This window comes from Methylobacterium sp. PvR107 (assembly GCF_017833295.1).
Lineage (GTDB): Bacteria > Pseudomonadota > Alphaproteobacteria > Rhizobiales > Beijerinckiaceae > Methylobacterium.
Map to the genome: position 1 here is coordinate 1,261,841 of NZ_JAFIBW010000001.1, position 19,629 is coordinate 1,281,469.

Annotated in this window: 14 protein-coding genes and 3 pseudogenes; 7 read left to right on the forward strand and 10 right to left on the reverse strand. The window is 62.9% G+C overall.

The annotated features are described in order from the left end of the window. Window positions 1-77: 77 nt before the first annotated feature. Window positions 78-500, reverse strand: a complete 423-nt coding sequence (locus JOE48_RS05835; RefSeq protein WP_210028604.1) for a hypothetical protein — start codon at window positions 498-500, stop codon at window positions 78-80. A 192-nt stretch (window positions 501-692) separates the two neighbouring features. Then, window positions 693-938, reverse strand: coding sequence for a hypothetical protein (locus JOE48_RS05840; RefSeq protein ID WP_312893092.1), 246 nt, complete (start codon window positions 936-938; stop codon window positions 693-695). Window positions 939-1,245: 307 nt separating this feature from the next. On the opposite strand from JOE48_RS05840, the gene JOE48_RS05845 reads away from it, so the two are divergent. Further along, window positions 1,246-1,635 (forward strand): hypothetical protein, encoded by a 390-nt coding sequence (locus tag JOE48_RS05845; protein ID WP_210028605.1) that lies wholly within the window; start codon window positions 1,246-1,248, stop codon window positions 1,633-1,635. Between the two features lie 1,097 nt (window positions 1,636-2,732). On the opposite strand, the pseudogene JOE48_RS30120 reads toward JOE48_RS05845, so the two are convergent. The 6 genes and pseudogenes from JOE48_RS30120 to JOE48_RS05875 form a co-directional block, all read right to left on the reverse strand. Next, window positions 2,733-2,897, reverse strand: a pseudogene (locus JOE48_RS30120) (RlpA-like double-psi beta-barrel domain-containing protein); the annotation flags it as partial. 128 nt (window positions 2,898-3,025) lie between these two features. Continuing rightward, a pseudogene (locus JOE48_RS05855) lies at window positions 3,026-4,253 on the reverse strand (IS3 family transposase). Between the two features lie 220 nt (window positions 4,254-4,473). Then, entirely contained in the window at window positions 4,474-5,256 is a 783-nt protein-coding gene (gene istB, locus JOE48_RS05860; RefSeq protein ID WP_210028606.1) for an IS21-like element helper ATPase IstB, read from the reverse strand. Continuing rightward, on the reverse strand, window positions 5,256-6,494 hold the full coding sequence (istA, locus tag JOE48_RS05865) for an IS21 family transposase (protein WP_210035590.1): 1,239 nt from the start codon (window positions 6,492-6,494) through the stop codon (window positions 5,256-5,258). The genes istB and istA overlap by 1 nt, the downstream gene beginning before the upstream one ends. A 404-nt stretch (window positions 6,495-6,898) precedes the next feature. Continuing rightward, a complete protein-coding gene (locus JOE48_RS05870) occupies window positions 6,899-7,087 on the reverse strand; it encodes a hypothetical protein (protein WP_210028607.1) in 189 nt (62 codons plus the stop codon). Between the two features lie 118 nt (window positions 7,088-7,205). Beyond that, window positions 7,206-7,733 (reverse strand): hypothetical protein, encoded by a 528-nt coding sequence (locus tag JOE48_RS05875; RefSeq protein ID WP_409518562.1) that lies wholly within the window; start codon window positions 7,731-7,733, stop codon window positions 7,206-7,208. A gap of 1,030 nt (window positions 7,734-8,763) precedes the next feature. Between JOE48_RS05875 and JOE48_RS05880 the strand changes: the two genes are divergently transcribed. Then, window positions 8,764-9,330 carry a MucR family transcriptional regulator gene (locus JOE48_RS05880; RefSeq protein WP_210028609.1) on the forward strand — a complete coding sequence of 189 codons (567 nt, stop codon included), beginning with the start codon at window positions 8,764-8,766 and terminating at the stop codon, window positions 9,328-9,330. A gap of 1,401 nt (window positions 9,331-10,731) precedes the next feature. Here the strand turns inward: JOE48_RS05880 and JOE48_RS05885 are convergent. After that, a pseudogene (locus tag JOE48_RS05885) lies at window positions 10,732-11,218 on the reverse strand (polyphosphate kinase 2); the annotation flags it as partial. Between the two features lie 1,183 nt (window positions 11,219-12,401). Here JOE48_RS05885 and JOE48_RS05890 point away from each other — a divergent pair. Both JOE48_RS05890 and JOE48_RS05895 read left to right on the forward strand, forming a co-directional pair. Then, a complete protein-coding gene (locus JOE48_RS05890; RefSeq protein WP_210028610.1) occupies window positions 12,402-12,713 on the forward strand; it encodes a hypothetical protein in 312 nt (103 codons plus the stop codon). Between the two features lie 1,275 nt (window positions 12,714-13,988). Beyond that, window positions 13,989-14,510: a GNAT family N-acetyltransferase gene (locus JOE48_RS05895; protein ID WP_210028612.1), complete on the forward strand. Its 522-nt coding sequence runs from the start codon at window positions 13,989-13,991 to the stop codon at window positions 14,508-14,510. A 282-nt stretch (window positions 14,511-14,792) separates the two neighbouring features. Here the strand turns inward: JOE48_RS05895 and JOE48_RS05900 are convergent, their stop codons facing one another. Then, window positions 14,793-15,431, reverse strand: coding sequence for a L,D-transpeptidase (locus JOE48_RS05900; protein ID WP_210028613.1), 639 nt, complete (start codon window positions 15,429-15,431; stop codon window positions 14,793-14,795). Window positions 15,432-16,787: 1,356 nt separating this feature from the next. On the opposite strand from JOE48_RS05900, the gene JOE48_RS05905 reads away from it, so the two are divergent. The 3 genes from JOE48_RS05905 (at window position 16,788) to JOE48_RS05915 (ending at window position 19,161) form a co-directional block, all read left to right on the forward strand. Continuing rightward, entirely contained in the window at window positions 16,788-17,624 is an 837-nt protein-coding gene (locus JOE48_RS05905; RefSeq protein ID WP_210035592.1) for an outer membrane protein, read from the forward strand. A gap of 334 nt (window positions 17,625-17,958) precedes the next feature. Beyond that, window positions 17,959-18,096, forward strand: coding sequence for a hypothetical protein (locus JOE48_RS05910; protein ID WP_210028614.1), 138 nt, complete (start codon window positions 17,959-17,961; stop codon window positions 18,094-18,096). Window positions 18,097-18,199: 103 nt separating this feature from the next. After that, window positions 18,200-19,161 (forward strand): IS630 family transposase gene (locus tag JOE48_RS05915; protein WP_409518563.1). Its coding sequence is split into 2 segments (ribosomal slippage): window positions 18,200-18,536 and window positions 18,536-19,161, totalling 963 coding nucleotides; the frame shifts between segments, so codons are not numbered across the junction. Window positions 19,162-19,629 lie beyond the last annotated feature (468 nt).

Genomic DNA, 19,629 nt, shown 5'->3' on the forward strand with positions numbered 1-19,629 from the left:
GGTTGAGGACGCCGGGGACACAGGCTGCACCGGGTCACGCCAGGGTGGCCAAACCCGTAGGACGCTGGCGCGACCGCTCAGTAGGGCACGCAGCCGCCGTGATTCGCGTCGTAGTAGCTGTAGGCGCCACACCCGCCGCCGTAGTAGCGGTGCGCGCCATAGGCGGCAGCGCCGACACCGGCCGCCGCGAGGCCATAACCGCGGTAGCCATAGCGCCCATACCCACCTCTGTAGCCGTAGCGGCCATACCCGCCACGATAGCCCGCCACGCCGCCCCGGTAGCCGCCATATCCGCCCCGGAAGCCGCCGCGATAGCCACCCGCCACGCGCCCTCCGTGGAAGCCGCCCCCTCGGAAGCCGCCGCCCCGCATCCCGGCTCCATGGAATCCGCCCCCGCCCCGGAAGCCGCCGCCCCCCCCGCGAAATCCGCGCGCGTCCGCCGTGAAGCTGGTCAGGATCAGGGCGCCGATGCCCGTTGCCGCGATAAGGATCTTGTTCATGGGGCTGTCTCCTTGCTCGGGACGTGCTGAAGGCAGTCCGCGCCCAATCCGCGTGATCGGGGCGGACCTAGGGCCCGCGCAGCATCAACCCTTTGCTGTTGGGCACACTAACGCCGGGCCGGACGCCCCGCTTGATCCGACGAGCCGCACACGGCCCGCGATGTGGAGCTTCGTGACCGCAGACGAATGGGGTCAGTTGCTGGCCTGCCCGACCTCGACCAGGACATCCTCGAGATACACCTGGATCCGGCCTATGCCGTCCGCGCTTGGTCCTTTGATGCTGAAGCCGATCAGCTCGCCGCGTGCATGAACCCTGCGGATCAGAGTTTCCGCCTTGGCAGCCAGCTCGCGTTCGGTCGGCGCGCGCAGGATGCTGCCCGTCTCGCACGTCGTAATCCGGACTTCGAAGATGGGCGACTCACTCATGTTAATTGCCATGCTTCGCTCGCAGTGGGGCGAAAACATGGTCGAATGGCCGCCGACACTCATCACACGAGCGATGCCGAGGTAGGGAGGCGATGCTCGTCCTCGGAAACAGAGCCTTTGCCTGCCCCGAACACTGGATCCGTTGCGATTACGTTTGAGAGGCTCGGTTCCAAGCCAATGACAGCCAAGTTTACTTGGGTATTTTGAATTGAAAGTTCTCGGAGCGTCCCGAGTGATCAAGCACCGTGGATCCTTATGGCCATACTACATCAGGGTGCCGGGCTCGGCGTTCGCCCACCACTTATCTAGGGAGGAGACCATGTCTACCATGCTCGCTCGCGCAACGGGCCTGCTCACCGCAGTTGGCGTTGCGACGGCAGGTCTTCTGACTGGCTCGCTGGCGCTGGCTGAGCCGCTCGTGCTGCGCGTCAATCCGCATCTCGGCGATCAAGGCGTTCTGATGCAGGGTGACGAGAGCGGGACGATCCAAACGCTGTTCGATGCGGGACCTCACTACAGCGAACCGAGTGGCGTGCGCGTCGGGCGAGGCAGTGTGATCCCCGGCTGGCTGGGGTTGGGTTCATTTCAGAATGTTTCACTCGCGGGGCTGAACCCGACTGGCTACTACGGCTACTACATATCTCCCGATGACCGCGCGGTCGTCATCGACCTCGACTCGCGCCGGGTTGTCCGCGTGATCTCACGCTGATGCCCTGAATTGGGCGGAGCACGCCAGCGGGCACCGATAAAGGCGGCATTGTAGGATAAGGGGACTGGTCCATCGCATCGGGCGGCTGATGGCTGATCTGGCGGGACGGCATGAACGCTCAGGTGCTTGCTGTTTTGGGGTACCGGGAGACGGTGATGCGCGACACTCTGATCGTGCCACAACTCAGGGTCTCTGCCCTTCTCCGCTACGCTCTCATTCTTGCGCTTCTGGGCACGCCCGAAGCGGCCTTCGCACGCCCTATAATCACGGCTTCTAAACCAGTAAAACTGCTCACTAGTTCAGCGTCGCCGCCCAGTTGCATGCACCTGAGAAGCAAGTCGTTTCACCCCGTAGAGGGCTGGTCCGTGAGGACCGTTGCCATCGTGTGCAAGACTGTAACAGCTTCCCTTCGCCGATCGGGCAACCGCAGCTTCACGAGCATGGAACCGCGCAAAAATACAAACACCAAATAGACCCAGTTCGCGGGCCGGCCCGATTAGCGAGGGTAGTGGCACAATCGCGCGAACTGCAGACTTGTAGCTGCTTTGATAGAACCCGGCATAATAGTCGTCGTTTTGGCTGGATTTATTCAGGGGTAATGTAATTTGCGCAAAAAGGACGAGCCTGCCTTCGTTCACACCAAAAGCAGATCCCATCGAGAAGCTGTTTGGATCGTATTCACCTGGTTTACTATCGAGATGGCTTTCTGCGCCCTGTGCTTTCTCATCTTCAAGCGGTTTGGTTTTGCAAGCAGGAGGATTGAAGATGAGAATGTTAGGTTCCTATCTGATGCTGGCTCTCGGGATGTTTCCATTCGCGGTGCTCGCCCAACAGTCACCTACTCGTGAGGCTCTCAAACAGAGCTGCACCGGCGACTACTTGGCACACTGCAGTCAGTTTCCGCCAGGCGGGCCCGAGGTGGAAGCGTGCTTCCGGGTGAAGCTCAAGCAGCTGTCGCTCGGGTGTTCTGCCGCCATTTCGGCTTATAAGCGCGATCAGAAATCGATGAGAAGGGTCAGCGTGGCCCGCTAAGCGCGTAATCCAGCGCGCCGTCATCTAAGGGTGCTGACTGGCCGGGATGTACCCTTCGGAAGCAATTACAATGGTGCGATGGAGCCCTTTGTAAGGCCGGCGATGCCGATGGCCTGAGCTGAAGTTTTTTACAGATCGATCATGCGACGGCCGACATAGGGGTCGCGATCGTTGATGCGCACCACGACCGACTGGCCGTTGCGCGTGTTGGTCACCCGCACCTGCGTCCCCTGTTCTGGTGAAAAGGCACTAATGCTCTGACGCCAAAAAAACGTACACAAGGCAGCGTGGTTTTCGAAGCCACAGCAGCATATTAGCGGGTGTAGCGCCCTCGGTTTGTGAGACACCGGGAAGGAGCCTACGCGGCGAGAGCCGCGGGTGAAAGTCGCTCCTGGCGCACAGTGGCGGGCGACCGGAAGCCGAGCCGCTGGATAAGCCAAGTGGTGTTGTAGGTCTCCCGGAAGGCCAGGAGCGCCTGGCGCAAGGCTTCCAGGGTGTCGAAGCTCTGCACCCAGAGCAGCTTCTCCTTCAGCGTCCGGATGAAGCGCTCAGCGCAGCCGTTGCCTTCCGGCGCTCGCACGAAGGCGGGCGAGCTCTCCGCCCCCAAGAAGGCGAGCTCAGTCTGGAAATCGTGCGCCATGTAGCAGCTGCCGTGATCGTGCCGGACGCTCAGCCCGCGCGCCACGTCCTTGGCGACGGCTCCGAAATGGCGGCGGACGCCCTGGCGCAGCGGCTCCAGCGCCTCGAAGCGGGTGCCGCGCCGGGCGGCATGGATGCCGACGCACTCGGCGTTGTGATGATCGATGGCGATGAACACCGCGACCTGTCCCTCGCTCGTCCAGGTCGTGGTCATGTCGGTGCCCCACAGTTCAGCGCCTCGGGGATGATGGTGCCGTCGTGGTTGCGCGGTCCCCGGGGAGATCCGACGCGGGCAGGCGCGAGCAGATCGTGCTCGCGCATCAGCCGCAGCACGCGCTGTTTGGAGGTGCGCACGCCAGCCACGCGCAGCCGTGCCCAGACCTTGCGGTGGCCTTCGCCGTGGAACGGGCTGGCGGCCAGGACGCCGCGGATCCGCGCCACCAAGTCCGCGTCCGGCATCGGGCCGGTCGGTCCAGGTCGCTGGGCCCGCGGCTGTGCAGGATGACGCTGTCGATAGACGCTGGCGCGGGCTGTCCGCCAGACCCGGCAGACCCGGGCCAGACCGTAAGGCGTGTTGCGGCTCGGCGAGGGGGTCCGGCTCATGACCTCCACCTCCGCCGCGCTAAAGGGCGGCCGCCCTCCAGGACCGCGATCTTGGCCTCCAGAAGCTCGCGCTCCAGCAGCATCTCGCCGAGCTTGGCCTTCAGACGGGCGCTCTCCAGCGCCTCAGCGTCGGTCGCGCGGGTCGCCAGGTGGGCCTCGCCGCCGGACAGAAAGGCATCGCGCCAGCCGCTCAAGGTCGCCGCCGTGACGCCCAGCTCGCGAGAGACCGTCTCCAGATCCTCGCCGCGTACCAGCCGCAGCACCGCATCGCGCTTGCGCTGACGGGACATCCGCCCGCCCCACCCCGGACCTGCCGCTGCGGCCGTCGTTGTCTCTGTCGTCATCGTTCACCTCTGATGCGGACAGCGTCCGCTAACGAGGTGTCTCACTCAACTCTAGGGCGCAAACGGGCAGGCACGTGGTGCGTTCGTCGGCGTGTGTGCACTAGCGCAGCACCCCGGCATCCCCTGCCCTATCGATGACTTAGCCGGCGGTTTCAAGCGACATCCGGAACTGACCCCTTCGCGTCATGAGGATCTGACCCCCACGCCGATTTCCCCTCGCCTAGACGGGTGTGGGTTGGGGGACCGCAGCCGCCTTTTGCAGAAGGCCGCTGCGACGCTTCTCACGAAGCCGGTAGCTGTCGCCGCGGATGGTGACGACGTGGCTGTGGTGCAGCAGCCGATCGAGGATCGCGGTAGCCACCACCGCGTCGCCGAACACGCTACCCCACTCGCCCACCGCCCGGTTCGAGGTCACCAGCATCGCGCCCCGCTCGTAGCGGCGGCTGACGAGCTGGAAGAACAGATGCGCGGCATCCGGCTCGAACGGCAGATAGCCGAGCTCGTCGATAATCAGCAGCTTCGGCTTGGCGTAGTGCGTCAGTCGCTCCTCCAACCGGCCTTCAGCATGCGCCTTGGCCAACTGCGCCACGAGCGTCGTGGCCGGGGTGAACAGCACGCCATAGCCGGCCACGATCGCCGCGCGCCCGATCGCCACCGCTAAGTGCGTCTTGCCCACACCCGGTGGGCCGAGGAGCAGCACCGCCTCGCCATTGGCGATGAAGCGGCCGGTGGCGAGTTCACGGATCTGTGCCTTGTCCAGCGAGGGCTGGGCGCCGAAGTCGAAGCCGGTCAGATCCCGCACGAAGGGGAAGCGAGCCAGACCGAAGGCCATGTCAATGCGGCGCTGGTCACGCCGAGCAATCTCGCGCTCGCAGAACAGGGTCAGCGCCTCGCGGATCGTCAGCTCGCCCCGGCCGGCCTCGTCGATCAAGCTATCGAGCTGATCGCGCATAGCCGTCAGCTTCAGGCGATCGAGCAGTATGGTGAGGTGATCTTCGCCCATCAGAAGCCTCCCCCGGCGACTGCCTCGTACTCGGCGAGCGGCCGCAACAGCGCCGGTGGCATGGCAGAAGACGGGTCGAGCCGGTGAGCCGGTCGCTCTCGGCTGCCGACAAGCCCGGCCAGATGGGCATCGTCGACGACACGGCCGTGGCGTCCCTTCAACGCGGCGTGCACGGCGACCTCCCGTCCGCCGTGGTGGACGCGCACCACCGCTCCGCTCACGGTGACGCGAACCCGCTCGCCGATCAGCCGCCAAGGCACCGAGTAAGCGTTGCCGTCGACGCTGACCGCGCAGTCTGCCCCGACCCGGCGCACGAGGTCGCGCGCGGCGGAGAATGGCGGCACGCCCGCCAGCGGCCGCAGCGCCCGGGCCTCGTCCCGGGCGAACCGCGCGTGCGGCGCCTCACCGGTCGTGCCGTGCGCGCGCCGGTCGGCCACGTCCCGTGTCCAGGCGTCGAGATGCGCCTCCAGGGCGGCAAAGCTCGCAAAGCGGCGACCGGCCACTGCGTTCTTCTTGACGTAGCCAACGCCGCGCTCGTCCTTGCCCTTCGTGCGCGCCCGGTACGGGGCGCAGGCTCGCACCCGGAAGCCCCAATGCCGGGAGAAGGCGTGCAAGCGCGGATGCAGGATGACCTCGCGGCTGACCGGGTCATGGTGCAGGACCAGGGCGCGGGCATTGTCGAGCAGCACCTCGCGCGGCACGCCGCCGAACGCCTGGAAGGCGCTCTCCAATCCGGCGAACCAGTCCTCCTGCCGCTCGTGGCCGAAGGCGCGCACGTGCAGGCGGCGCGAGTAGCCGAGCGTCGCCACGAACAGCGAAACCCGGGTCGGCACGCCGCCGATCTCGATCCGCCGCTCGCCGAAGTCGATCTGCATCTGCTCACCTGGCCGCGTCTCGAACCGCACGCTCGCCCGCGCGGCGATCACCAAGTCCCGCCGCAACGGCGCCACGGCCCGTTCCACGGTGCGCAGGCTGACGTGGATGTTCTTCTCGTTGGCGAGGTCCTGGCGCACGACGTCGGCGTTGCCCGCATGCTGCCGGAACCGTTCGGCCAACCAGTCCGTCAAGCCGTCGAGCCGCTTCGACCGTGAGGGCGTTTTAGAGGGGCGCCAATCGCCCTGACGGAGCCAGTGCTTGACCGTATTCTTCGAACAGCCGAGCTCGGTCGCGATCCGCTTGGCGCCCCAGCCCAGCGCCTTCAGCCGCACCATCGCCGACACGTCGTCCGGCGTCTTCATCTCGGTCCTCCGCGGATCGTCCGTCCGCTGAAGAGCCTGATCCTCGTTCCTGATCATCTCGACCTCCTCGCTCATCGAGGGGGTCAGGTCCTCATGGCGTCAGGGGGGCAGTTTGCCCTGTCGCCTGACAGGCGGACCGCCGGCAGCCTGCCCGGCCCCGCGTGTCCCGTCCGAGAGCATGCGGGACCTCGGAACTCGTGCTACTTGAACCGATCGCCTGAAGGGACTGCGCCCTTCTCGTCTTCGAGCATGAGGGCCTTTCGCACCCTGGGATCGATGCGACTTGGCTTGCGCAGCAGGTGGTTCAACTTGTACTTGAAAAGCCATCTCGGCGTGATGCGCGGACTGCCCAGCGCGCGGATCTTCGCGCACCAGTTACGCCCGCCCCCTACCGTATAGAGAACTCAGACCCGGAGCACATGGATCAGGACGTTGTCCGGCAGGTCGGGCGTCGCCACGGTGTCAAGGTAGATCTGGTTGACCGCCCGCGCTGCGGCATCGGCGCGGTCGACGGCGCCCTGCATCTTCGGCGTCGGAATGAACATGCCCGCGTTGTCGTCGATGCGGTGGTTGCAGGCCTCGACGGCAGCCACCGCGATCCTGCTTGCCCACTTGGCGATCCTGGTGAATCTACTAATGCCGACCGGTGGCAATGGGGACTTCAGGATTTTCTCAGCGGGGGGCTGAGGGGTTGGGCCGTCTTCCGACGCATCAATCCGCGTCCGTGCCCGACCCGTCTCGAAGCGTCTTTGCTGCCCCTTCACCGCAGAAAAGAAGCGTACGCAAGCGCTCCCGCCCCAACACCCGGCCGAGTTCGCGGAAGGCGACATAGGGGATCAGCGCTACAGCCATGATCAGAACTACTGACGCAAATCCGCGAACGCCCCCGCCGCCGATCGTCGGCACACTCCCGGCCAACGTCTTTCCATGCCAGAGCCCGAGAGCCACTTCTTCTAGAGCGTAGGCGCACACCAGGAGCGCGGCAAATACGCACGATCGAGCTAGGATTGGATACGCCAGCGGTCGTCCCCGAAAAATAGGGAGGACATCAAGGCTCTCGCCCACGAGCATGATCTTGGCCAAGATCCAGGCATTGATAAAAGCCAGTCCGTAAAACCCGTACCCGATGCCGTGGCGCGACAGGACGATGTGCTCGTGAAGGATAAGCAGCCCAAAGACCACCCAGAGATAGCCGAAGATGCCGAGGATCCTCTTGGCCTCTGTGAGTATCCAATGCACGACCTGCCGTTTCCGGCCGCCAACATGATCCGCAGCCTCCGACGGTGCAACGGCCGGGGCGGGTGAAGACGAAGGCTGCGGATTAATGGACGATGTCAATAGCTATGCCCCATCCGTCGATCGTGCCGATCCATCCTCCGTTCCTGCCGGTTCACCCGCCGGTCCATCCTTCGCTCCTGCCGACCCATCCTTCTCTCGTGTCGACGCTCCATCCCGAGGGTCTGCGTTTTGAGAACCAAACCATCCGCCGCGCCAGACGCTTCGACCGCGGGTCCAGTATTGCTGAAGGGAGCAGCCTTCGCTCCAACGCCCAGTCCGAGCGCGAGCGCAGCAGCGATAAAGGCCCTTGTCAATTTCAGATACGGCATAGCTCTCTCCCTCATCTCATCAACGGCATCAGAAATGCCGCCATCATCCCATTCTCGCGGTTTCTCAGTGCGGCGCTTGATCGAAAGAGCCACGGCTTCCGGACGAACGAGGCTGTCGCAAAGCTTTTGTATTCCAGGCGTGTCGCAACGCGATCACGCCCGTTTTCACAGGGCTTTAGGCATACCTGCTCAACTTGGCGCTCAGTCATCGGAGCCCGGCCCATGATCCTGAATGGCTTATGCGACCTGCGCAGTGCAGAACGTGGCCATCAGACCAGGAGCAGCGGGGTAAGTTTTAGTATCCACGTCGAAGCAGGCCGGTGCGCTCCGGGGCTGCGGTAGCGACGCACAAACGTCGCGCTCCCATCCTTCGCTTCCGCAACCGCAGCTGCCACCGGCAAGGATGCCAGCAGGGTCCGTCGGGACGCAACTCGCGGCAGAGAGGTCGCTGCGCCCGGTCGAGCGCTGGTCGCCGGAACAGGCGTTTCCATTGCGGCACCACAGTCAATCAGTCGTAAAGTGCGGTGAACGATGGGCGATGATTTGAGCTGTGCCGGCCGTATAACGTAAAAGCCCAAGCTGCGCCCGGGTTTTTTGCGCTATCACTTGACTTCGGGAATAAGTTGGCTCGTTCTTGCGCGCGTCTCACGTAGGAGCGCCACATGAATGACAACATAGAAAGCCCGCAATATGATCACACGGAATTGACCGCCGATATCGTCGCCGCCTACGTATCGAACAACAGCGTTCCGGTTACGGAGCTTCCGGCCTTGATTTCCGGCGTCTACACGGCACTGTCCAGCCTCGGCCAAGTCGGCGCATCCGCAGCGCCGGCGGCCGAGAAGCTCACGCCCGTGCAGATCCGGAAGTCGATCGCGCCGGACGCGCTGATCAGCTTCATCGACGGTAAGCCATACAAGACCCTGAAGCGGCACTTGGGCAGGAACGGCATGACGATCGAGGAGTACCGGGCGCGCTACGGCCTCCCCCAGGACTACCCTTCGACGGCCGCGAGCTACTCGGCTCAGCGCTCTGCGTTGGCTAAAAGCGCCGGTCTTGGCCAGCAGCGCCGGAAGGCCGCTCCGAAGGCGGCTGCCGTCGCTGAGACCATCGCTGAAGCCCCGAAGACCCGCGGCCGGAAGAAGGCTGCTGAACCCGCTGCGAAGCGGGAAGGCCCGCAAGCCGAGAAAGGTGAGGCCAGCAGCTGCCGAGTGAGCCAACCTTCGTAGGATTGCTACAGACGATAGGGGCCGGCCACAAAGGCCAGCCCTTGTCCGAGTTCGAGGCGGATCAGGCGCAGACGGCGAGCGCGGCGGCGCTCGGCGGTGTTTTCGGTCGCGGCATTACCACAGCCGGACAGGGCGGCGGATCATCGTCATCGTCCCGCCGGCCGGGACGGACGTACCAACGCAGGTTCGAGATTCGGCTCGGGCGTCGGCGAGCCGGGCCATGTTCATGGGGCCAAAGTCCGAGGAATGCGGCTCCACCGTCGACACGGATCATCCTCCCTGAAGTTGCGGGGCAGGGCACAAAACGGGGTGACACCCTCGTGGTCCCCGAGGCCGGCGAGGGTGTCTGTTCCGCAGCCGGCTGGGTGTGGGTTCGGGCGGCCTCAGGCAGCCTTAGCCTCGCCCTCGATCTGAGCGGACGCATTGTCTTGCCGGACAACGCCCTGCATGCCGCCAATTGCGAGGCGGCGAGGCTTGAGCGAGTGGGGGGCGTGTGCGACCGGGCCGGTGGGTATTCACCTCCAAGGGGTGCCACAGAGTGCACAGAAATCAGCCATCAGCCAAAACTGATTTTTGTTAGAGGTGCTCGGAATCAATGCCGCGCGCATTTGAATATTAAGCTGTAAACAGTATATGCCGCCGTATATGGTCAAGGTTAAAACACAATTCAGGTTCTTTATAGAGGGTTCATCAGGGGAGCGCCCAATGGAAATCCTAAACCCGATCACCGGTAAGCTCGTTACGATCGACGTGCCAAGGCCCATGGACAAGACCCGGCAGGAGCAGACGTGGCGCCTGCATAAGGTTAGTCGAAGCCAGCGAGCTGCTAGGCATTACCGCATCCGTTGGACCGTGACCTCCGGTTGAGAGTTCTACGGCTTTCGGGCTACCTGCGAATGGAATCTGCCGCCGCGCGGACGCGTCGGGATCGAAGACGGCTCGTCCGGCGTTCTCCCGGCCCGCGGCAGGAGGATTGCCATGGGTTTGCTCGCCGTCATGGTGTTTGTATGCCCGTAGATGGTCGTGGCGGCCCTGGCGCTGCATGGGCACACCGAGTGATTGACCTGATCTTGCCTGTCCTGTTCTTGGGCGTGTCGCTCTACACCTGCTACGCGTGCCTTCATTGGCATCACTCCTACTGGCCACTACACGAGACCGGCTACCAAATCGATCAACAGTGACCGCCAGCTTGGGGCGGTGATCAAGTCCGGGCTGCAGCTGGGCATCGAGCGCAAGCTAAGCTTGGACGGGACGAGCCGTAGCGCGCATGAAGAAGCCCGCCGCGGCGGACCGGGCGCGCTGCTCTCTCAAGGCCGCCGGCGGGAGTATCACCACGACTGCGGGCGGGCTTACGATCCACTTCGGCGCGATCGTCCGGTGTGAGATGTCTGGCTACGGCAACTTGATGAGCTGCATCCCGCCATCGACAATGAAGCGCTCGATCCGCGGGCAGAGGTCGAGGAACCGGCGGTATTCCAAATCACTGCAGAAGCCCATGACGCGCTCGACGCCCGCGCGGTTGTACCAACGCGGGCGACGATCACGATGTCGCCGGCCGCTGGGAAATGCTCGATGTAGGCTGGATAAACATCTGCGTCTTCTGCCGGTCCGATGGTGCCGGCAGCGCGACGACGCGGAACACGCGGGGACTGACCCGCTCGGTGAGGGCCTTGATCGTGCCGCCCTTGCTGGCGGCATCGCGTCCTTCGCACGCAACGATGATGCGGGCGCCGGTCCGCTTGACCCCGTCCTGCAAATGGCAGAGCTGCACTCAAAGATTGTGCATCTCCCGCTCGTACTCCTTCCGCTTGAACTCCTTAGCGGCCCCGGCGTCGAGTGAACCCTCGTCGGGCTTGGCGGTCAGGATGAGCTGCTCGGCATCGTGCATCGTCGTGCTCCGGGTGTGCCGGCGCTCCATCCTGACAGTTCCCGCGCGCGCCGCTTGATCAGATAGGACGGCCCCTCGGGTGAACTGCGTCCTGTCCTCGGCTCACTTGGGCAGATCTGGGCCGGCGCAGCCAGCATCAGCTTCAAATCTCTGTCGGGCAGTCGGAGAAAATGATGCCGGGAGACGACGCCGGCTCACTGACTGTGCGACAGAATGATCGCGTCATCGGTGACGATGCGTTTATTGGATAGAACTTCTTCCAGATACGTGGTTAGTCGGATGTTTAGTTGTCAGGCGAGACCTGTTGTACGTTAGGGAGATTAAAGCTGCAGAAAATCCACGCTGATCTCGGGGACTGCTGAGTTTTCAGCCGTCGGCGTGGTATCGTCGGCCTTCCGCAGTGGAGGACACCTCCATGATCCGATTTGCTATCGCACTCGTGTTCCTAGCCACCCCGGCGCTTGCAGCTCCCGCGCGTAGGCAGCCGACTCCCGCCACGGTGCAGCAGGGCAGCGATCCGGCTAATCCCGCCAGCACGGACGGGATGGCTGAAGCAGCTGAGAAGGAACAGGCTCGGGGCACGATGCAAAAGGAGCTCGACGCGCGACAAAAGGCGATGGACGCGCGGACGAAGAGGACGATCGGCAGCATCTGCAGGGGATGCTGAGCGACTCATGCTGTTCTCGAGGTGCCGAACCTGCGGCAGCTGGATCGATACAAACGCGCGGATCTGCACGACATTTGGTGCCCTGATTGGGGTAGATATGCGCTCGAGCGCTTAGCCAGCCTCTGAAGTGCTCAGCTTCAGCGCCGCGCTCGTAGGCGCCTTCGTGGTATTCCTGGTTCCGAAGTGGCTGGCGGCCCTGCTGTAGCGCCACTGACCTACTCGCTGATTGCTGAATGATTTTCACATCCCGATGTTCGGGTAGGATGCCCTGACCTTCAGGATAGGTCCCGATCAAGTGCCGTCCTGGTGCTCTCGGTCTCGGCATAGAGGCGGGCGAGGGACCGACAGACGCGTATTGCCTCATGCGGGGCTACACGGTGGTTTGTGACAAGCCGCTGAGCATGCGGTCCGTGTACGTCGTCGACGAGTGCAAGCCGCTTCAGGAGGCAGCTCCGTGACGGACTGGCTCGCCGGCCAGGGCTACGTGCGGCACCGTGAAGGTCCCGGAGGGGACTGATGCGCCTGACTGTTCCGACGTTGATGTTGTCCCTCGTGGGATCCGCAGCGCATGCGGATCCTGCGAATTCGCCTCAAGATCTCTGTGAGGCTCTGGGCGCCAGTGCGCGGCATGCCAAGGCGGCACCCGAAGCGACAGGATCTGAAATCATCGTCCTTTTCACGCTCAAGCGCGACGGTACTGTTCAAGGCAAACCGAGGATTACGTACTCACGGCTGATCGGCGACAATGTCGACCAACAGGCATTCATCGCCGCATCGCTTTCGGCATTAGCCAGCTGCTTCCCGCTTCCGATAACTTCGGTTGAGTAGGGTCATAGCCGGTTGACCGATCAGGCTTCGGCTCGTCAGCGGGTCGCGTGGTGCATGAGAGGCTCTAACTACCCGCCTCCTCGAGGAAGCGGCGCCGAAGGTGGAGCGTCCGTGGGAGGAAGCTACAGACCTTGTGCGAGAGCTTCGCGAGCGATGCTGCTAATTAGAGCGTCTCGCTTGGCCTGCCGAATGACGATGCGGGCGGCAGTTCGGGCATTGGCGGCCCGAAACTCGTCTCTCGGCGCTCCGTCGCGCAGCGCACGCCATGCCAGCTTGCGGAACCAGTTCGCATTCGCCACGGCAATGCACCGTCGCTCGGCGTAGCGGTTTCCATTGCTCCGTTCCGGAACAGCCAGCGTTAGCATGGTTTCGACCACCAAGAAGGGACGAGTAGCACCTGTTCGGCACCGAAACAACAAGATACATCGTTTCCAATCGCTCGCAATACTGTTATTCCTGAGATGCCATGAATTTTCGATCGGAGCGCTTTGCGGTCGAAGGGCATTCGAAGCTGCGCAGCCTCGACACCCGCGCACCGGCGGCTATCTTGACGGGATGAGGTGCACCCTGACTGCCTCTGCGTTGCTCTTTGCCGTTGGCTCAGTAGCGCCGGCTGCTCAAGGCGGAGCCATACCGACGCGGCAATGCACTCCGGCCTACGTGGCCAAGTGGTCTGTCGACAAAGAGGCGGCTCTGAGCAACCCGCCGAAGCGGCCATGTTGGATGTGGACAGAAGCAGGCGCGCACGTCTGTTATCAAGGAGGTTGCGTGCAGGCCCACGTGTACCTCAACAGAAGGCAGCCCTGAGTTCTCACGCCGGCCCACAGTTCGCCGCCATTGCGAAAGTGCGCCGACACCGTCACCAACTACACGTTCGCCAGCGCCAGTCTGCGGCCTCGCCACCTCTGCCCAGGCGGCTATCCTGCCGGGATGAGCGGACGCTTATTCGACTGGCGGGGATGGCTTTTCAGAACACCTTGTTAATGCCGCTGAAGCAGCGGACAGCCGTCGCCCGCGTGGCGAGGTGAGTGTATTGTGCGGTTCTTGTAGGAGCCTAACAAAGATACCCTTGATCGGAAGAGACAATACTCAGCGCATCTGAGCTTTCGCGGCAGGTGCACTTTAAAAAGGGGATTGATAAGCTGCGCCTATGAGCTCAGCGCAACCCGCCGCGATAGAGCTGCACGTGATTGAGTGTCCCGCTATTCAGTAGTCGCGGGTCGACAAAAATAATGATGCGTTCTATTTTTCTCGTTTCAGGTCTGCAGGTCGCGCATGGATGATCTTTCGCACTACGTCGCCGTTGAGCGTATGCGAGACAGCCGGCCACTGGAAATCCGCGCGCTGCGGCCGGACGATCGGGAAAGGCTGCTGAGTGCCGTCGAACATACAAGTGCGCAGTCGCTCTACCGCCGCTTCTTCGGCGCGAAGCGCCAATTCACCGACAAGGAGATCGAGTTCTTCCTAGACGTCGACTTCACGAGCCATGTGGCTTTGGTCGCGGTTGCGGAAGAGGCCGGCGAACGCGTGATCGTCGGCGGCGCTCGTTATATCGTGACCCAGTTCGGCCAAGCCGAGATGGCGTTCACTGTGGTAGACCGGTATCAGGGTCAGGGCATCGGTGCCGTGCTGATGCGGCACCTCATTGGTCTCGTCCGGAAGAGCGGGCTGGCCGAACTGACAGCGGAGGTTCTGCCGGACAACGCCCCTATGCTGAAGCTGTTCGAGCGGTGCGGACTACCCCTGAACATGAGGCGCGAGGCCTCGGCCTTCCACGTAGCTCTTCAGCTTACTTGAGCGCGCATCCGCGCATTGCGTCGCTCTCCGCGGAGGGCGGAGGGCGCCAGCGACGATGCACCTGCCCGTAAGTGCCGGATGTGAGCTGTTCTACGCGTCGGCCAAATTACGATTGCTTCAGTTGTTGAACTGGGCAAGCAGCGGTTGCCGTGATTACTGAATCGGCAGATTGAAAGCAGTCACCGCGTAATCTGCTGCGGTAGCCAGGAACGCGGAGGCGAACAGCTCCGTCTCTGAAAACTTGGTAACTGGATCGCCGAAAAGCCGCTGCGGGTGCGCCCACTATTCGAGGCTGACCTCGTCCGCACCGAACTCATAGGGTGCATATGCTGAGTGTCGGTAGGATGGGCCGACCGGAACGCGGGTGTAATAGCCGTGAACGGGTTCCGCCTGCATCTGCAACCCTGCGGGCACAGCACCATAATCATAATGCCGCCGATGTGATACCGTCCTAAAGCCACGTGCTCTATGGCTGACAACCAATGGATCATTACCTCCTATTGTGATCCGTGCGCTTCCTGAGCCCTCAGTTTCGATGATGCTGAATAGTGCTGCAGCATTTGAGGGGGATAAGCGAACACATCCGTGCGACGCCGCCCGGCCGAGCTGTCTGACGTGCCGAGTGCCATGGATCGCATGCCCGACCGATGTGAAGAAGACGGCATGAGGCATCGGTGCATTGTCGTACTTGCGAGAAAAGTACACCTTTTCCAGCCGCAAGGCCCTGAATGATCCGTTTGGGGTTCTGTGTCCCGGTAATCCGGTTGACACTGGCCAGTGATAGAGAGGCTGCCCATCAACGGAGACAGCCATCTGTTGGCTGGTTTGATCGATCCTAATGCGGACCTCGGCCACAGCTGGGAGGGAGAACACCGCCGTCAGCAACGAGCCCGACAATGTAGCGAGCGAACGGGAGCGCATGGTAACCCCTCAGGGGCGAGACGGCGAAGTCTTTAGAAATTACACGGTCGCACGCCTCAGGTTCCGTAATACGTGAAATTGTTTAGCTCGATGGAAGTGACGAGCGATCCAGGCGGGGTGGTCATAGCTGTTCTGGCGGTGCTCAGGTGGTTGATGCCAGCACTGGCGGCGAAGGCGGAACTCGCGTGTAGATAGGCGGGAAACCGGTACCTTTTCCCGGTAATTACCCACCCCCTCATAAATTTCGAAAGGCCAATTGCATCAGTATGTTGGCATGCGACTCAAATTTCCCGCCCGTGAGGGTCCGGAACCTTTGAAAGCGAAATTTCGGAACAAAACAGTATAAACGCGAAATCTGCTATGGCAGACGCGGTGATGCACCAGTAAGTACGGATAAAGGCGCCGCAATTACTATAACCGCAGGAACCGCGAAAATCTGGCCTAACCCGTTGGTCCCGAATGGTAAATCCCACTTAAGGGCGGGGGTGAGTAATAACTTTTCCCGGACGGCAGTAACATCCTCAACAAACGAAAGAATGTCAGTTGCAAACGGGCTCAAGATCTGCGGCAATAAGGCCCACGGTTTATTTTTCACTCTGCTTCAAACAGCAAAATGCAATTTCGATTTTTGTGGAGATCCAGCTTAAAATTCGACTCGCGGCCATCACCGTACATTCGGCAACTCTCCCCAGTTTCCACTTTCCAGCGCACCTGCTCCACCAGCGGCAAGCTGCGATGCGCAGCCGGCAGGGCATCCGTGTCGGCACGCTCGCCCTCGGCTGACTTCCGGCAATGAAAGCTTGGGCCGTACCAGGGCGCAATATATGCTCGCCAACGGATGCCGTGCGGTTTCCAGCACCGTGACGAACACGGCCCGGACGTTAATGTGCACATGACGACCGGAGGCGACGAGCGGGACGTCTTCGAAGATGCCGATCGTGAGGATGCTGGCGTCATTGATATGCGTGACGAGTCGCCCGACGTACTCGACGATCCATGTCGCTGCCGCGTGAACGGCGTCGACATCATCGCCGTATGTCTGTCAGGCGGTCACATGCATGCTGGTGGCGCTCGAAACAGTATCCGCTTCCTGGCATCCGATAATGTACGATCGAACACGGTGCATCTAATCCTCATATGGGCTTCAATGCAGGATACAAAACGCGTTGAGAATGCCGTCATGAATCCAACACAGGCTCGAAACGGACCGAATTGTGATGAGTATACGGAGACTTGGGCATATTACTGCATTTTGACCTCACTTCTGCCGCTAGTGTGGCCTTGGCGATACAGCTTGGCCGTATGTACGCTGCTACCCTTCCGCTGATTAAGCTTCAATCAGGGGAAAGCACCGTCATGAAGAAACTTCTGGCCGCGTTGTCCACGTTCACAGCCCTCGCCGGCGCCGCTTCGGCTGCCGACCTGCCGCGCCGCGCGGAGCCCCCGCCGGTGTTCACGCCCGTCCCGGTGTTCACCTGGACCGGTGGGTACTTCGGTTTCAACGCTGGCTATGCGTTTGACGCCAGCAGCCGCAGCACCGGCTCGGCCTTCGCGGTGCCGGTGCCCTTCGCGACCCCCGGAACTACGGCCGTCTTCCGCAACAGCAGCCAAGACGGCTTCTCGGGCGGTGGCCAGATCGGCTACAATTACCAGTTCAACCCTGGTCGGGGTGTGGTGATCGGCTTCGAGGCCGACGCTCAGTATCTCGGCTTCGGCAGCAACCGGAATAACGCCGTGATCGTCGGCGGCGCGCTGGCGCCGGGCTTCTTAGTCACTGACCCGCGCGGTCTCTCCAGCCTCGACTTCTTCGGCACGGTCCGCGGCCGTCTCGGCTACGCCTTCGACCGCACTCTCGTGTATGGCACCGGCGGCTTCGCCTACGGCTCGGGTAGCGTGAGCCGGAACTTCGGCGGGTTTGCTGGCAACGACAGCTTCCGCACCGGCTGGACCGCAGGCGGCGGCATCGAGTTCGCGCTGGCCAACGACTCGTTCCTGAACTTCTTCCGCTCCTCGGCTGTAACGGTGAAGATCGAGGGCTTGTACGTGAACCTGGATCGCGGCACTCGCAACCAGGGTGCGTTCGTGATCGACACCGTCAACAACGTCCCGGCCGTCTTCAACCCCGTCGGACGCCGCTCCGACGAGTTCGCCGTCGTCCGCGCCGGCCTGAACTACAAATTCGGTTCGTACTAAAGTCGAGCCAAGCCGAACCGCTCCCGACATTGCGTCGGGGTGTGGGCGGCGGGCGGCGAGGGACTGGTCCTCTTCATCGCCTCCTGCCGCGTAAGATGCCACAAGTCGGTTGACCGTTGCATCCCCAGCCCGATCAACCTGGCCGCAAGGTCGGCAGCGCCTCAGGAGCACCCGCTTCTGGGGCGTTTGTCGTTCTGCGAAAGCCTGAGTCATTCACCGTACATTAGCGCGTGGCCGTCGAACGACGTATCAGACATCCTTTGCTGCGCCTCGGCGGTGCCCGCAATCGCCGCTTCACATCGAGCTGCGCCAGCAACTTGCCCAAGCGCAGGAGATGCTCATCGAGGCCGCAATTGACGCCGGGCATCTGCAGGCGCGGATCAGAGCACTCCAGGCGGAACTCGTCGAGGTGCGCGCCAACCGGGATGCATGGCCGGCGGAGGCGATGCGGCTGAAAGGTGCCGCGCCATGAACGGCCTGATGGAAAGCCAGTAGCTGCAACGGCTAGAGCGGGGTTCGTCCGATCGGAAGCTGCGCTGGGCGGCTGGGGGTTGGCGGGGCAAGGAGGAGAGACCATGCCGACAACCTTGTCCGTCGATCTGCGCCAGCGCGTGGCGTCCGCGGTTTCGTCCGGGGCGACCTGCCGGCAAGCCGCCGAGCGCTTCGGCGTGAGCCGGGCTAGCGCCAGCCGTTGGTCGCAGCAGAAGCGGCGCGTGGGCCACGTCGCGCCCAAGCCGCTGGGCGGCGACCAGCGCTCCCGCCACATCGAGGCTCATGCCGACCTCATCCGGCAGACCTACCAGGCCCGCCCGCAGGTCCTCCTGCGCGCGTTGCGTGAGGCTCTTCAGGAACGCGGGGTCGCGGTCAGCACCAGCTCTCTGTCGCGCTTCTTCGCCCGGCACCGGATCACGCGCAAAAAGGGGCTCTGCACGCAGCTGAGCAGGAGCGCGAGGACGTAAGAGCGGCGCGTGAGGCTTGGTTCGAGGCGCAGCCCGAGCTCGATCCGGACCGTCTCGTGTTCCTGGACGAGACGGCGACCAACACCAGCATGGTCCGCCGCGATAGTTGGGCTCCGCGCGGCGAGCGCTGCCGGATCGCGGCGCCCGCTGGTCATTGGAAGACCACTACCGTCATCGCCGGGCTGAGGACGAGCGGGCCGAGTGCGGTTGCGCTGCTGGACGGGCCCGTGACGGGCGAGCGCTTCCGAACCTACGTGGCCGAGACGCTGGTCCCGACCCTGAGGCCGGGCGACACGCTCATCCTGGACAACCTCGGCGTCCACAAGGTAGCAGGCGTGCGCGAGGCGATCGAGGCAGCCGGAGCCCGGCTCTTGTACCTCCCGCCGTACTCCCCTGAGTTCAACCCGATCGAACAAGCCTTCGCAAAACTCACGGCGCTGTTGCTCAGCGCGGCGGCGCGCACGGTCAGCGATCTCTGGGCGGCGATCCACAAAGCCTTCACGCGCTTCTCGCCCGAAGAATGCCGCAACTACTTCACAGCTGCCGGCTACGAGGACGACGCTTGTGCTTCAAACTGATCGGGCCGCGCTCTAGGGCCCAGGCGGGTCCGGCATGTTGTGCCGATACGACCAGATGAGGCCCCACTTCGCGCTCGTCAGCGTTGCCACGCCCAGCTGGTTTCCCAGGAACCTGCCCGTCAGCTCCGTGGCCTGGGCAATCGCGACCTGCATCGTGGTAGCGTCGAAGATCGCGTTCTCGACGTCCACTCCCCCACGGGGTCGGTGCCGAGCAATCCGTAGCTGGTACTCCGGGGCAGAAGGCATGGAGCTGAAGCCTTCACTCCGCTTTCGGCTTCGGCTTCGGCTTCGGCCGGGGAAGCTCGACGATTTTTCCGGTGAGCGGATTGAGGATGTGCAAAGCGGTACGCCTAACGCAGGAACAGCCGACCTCTACCGGATCACGACGAGATCGAGGCCGCAGGTAGAATTGAGCGTAGATCGTTAAAGATTGGCGCTCCTCACGGCTCTCGCGAATTACATCGCATC

Coding starts and splice junctions, on each gene's coding strand:
- JOE48_RS05835 (WP_210028604.1), bottom strand. CDS start 500: ATGAACAAGATCCTTATCGCGGCAACGGGCATCGGCGCCCTGATCCTG.
- JOE48_RS05840 (WP_312893092.1), bottom strand. CDS start 938: ATGGCAATTAACATGAGTGAGTCGCCCATCTTCGAAGTCCGGATTACG.
- JOE48_RS05845 (WP_210028605.1), top strand. CDS start 1,246: ATGTCTACCATGCTCGCTCGCGCAACGGGCCTGCTCACCGCAGTTGGC.
- istB (WP_210028606.1), bottom strand. CDS start 5,256: ATGGGCGAAGATCACCTCACCATACTGCTCGATCGCCTGAAGCTGACG.
- istA (WP_210035590.1), bottom strand. CDS start 6,494: ATGAAGACGCCGGACGACGTGTCGGCGATGGTGCGGCTGAAGGCGCTG.
- JOE48_RS05880 (WP_210028609.1), top strand. CDS start 8,764: ATGAATGACAACATAGAAAGCCCGCAATATGATCACACGGAATTGACC.
- JOE48_RS05890 (WP_210028610.1), top strand. CDS start 12,402: ATGCGCCTGACTGTTCCGACGTTGATGTTGTCCCTCGTGGGATCCGCA.
- JOE48_RS05895 (WP_210028612.1), top strand. CDS start 13,989: ATGGATGATCTTTCGCACTACGTCGCCGTTGAGCGTATGCGAGACAGC.
- JOE48_RS05900 (WP_210028613.1), bottom strand. CDS start 15,431: ATGCGCTCCCGTTCGCTCGCTACATTGTCGGGCTCGTTGCTGACGGCG.
- JOE48_RS05905 (WP_210035592.1), top strand. CDS start 16,788: ATGAAGAAACTTCTGGCCGCGTTGTCCACGTTCACAGCCCTCGCCGGC.
- JOE48_RS05910 (WP_210028614.1), top strand. CDS start 17,959: ATGCTCATCGAGGCCGCAATTGACGCCGGGCATCTGCAGGCGCGGATC.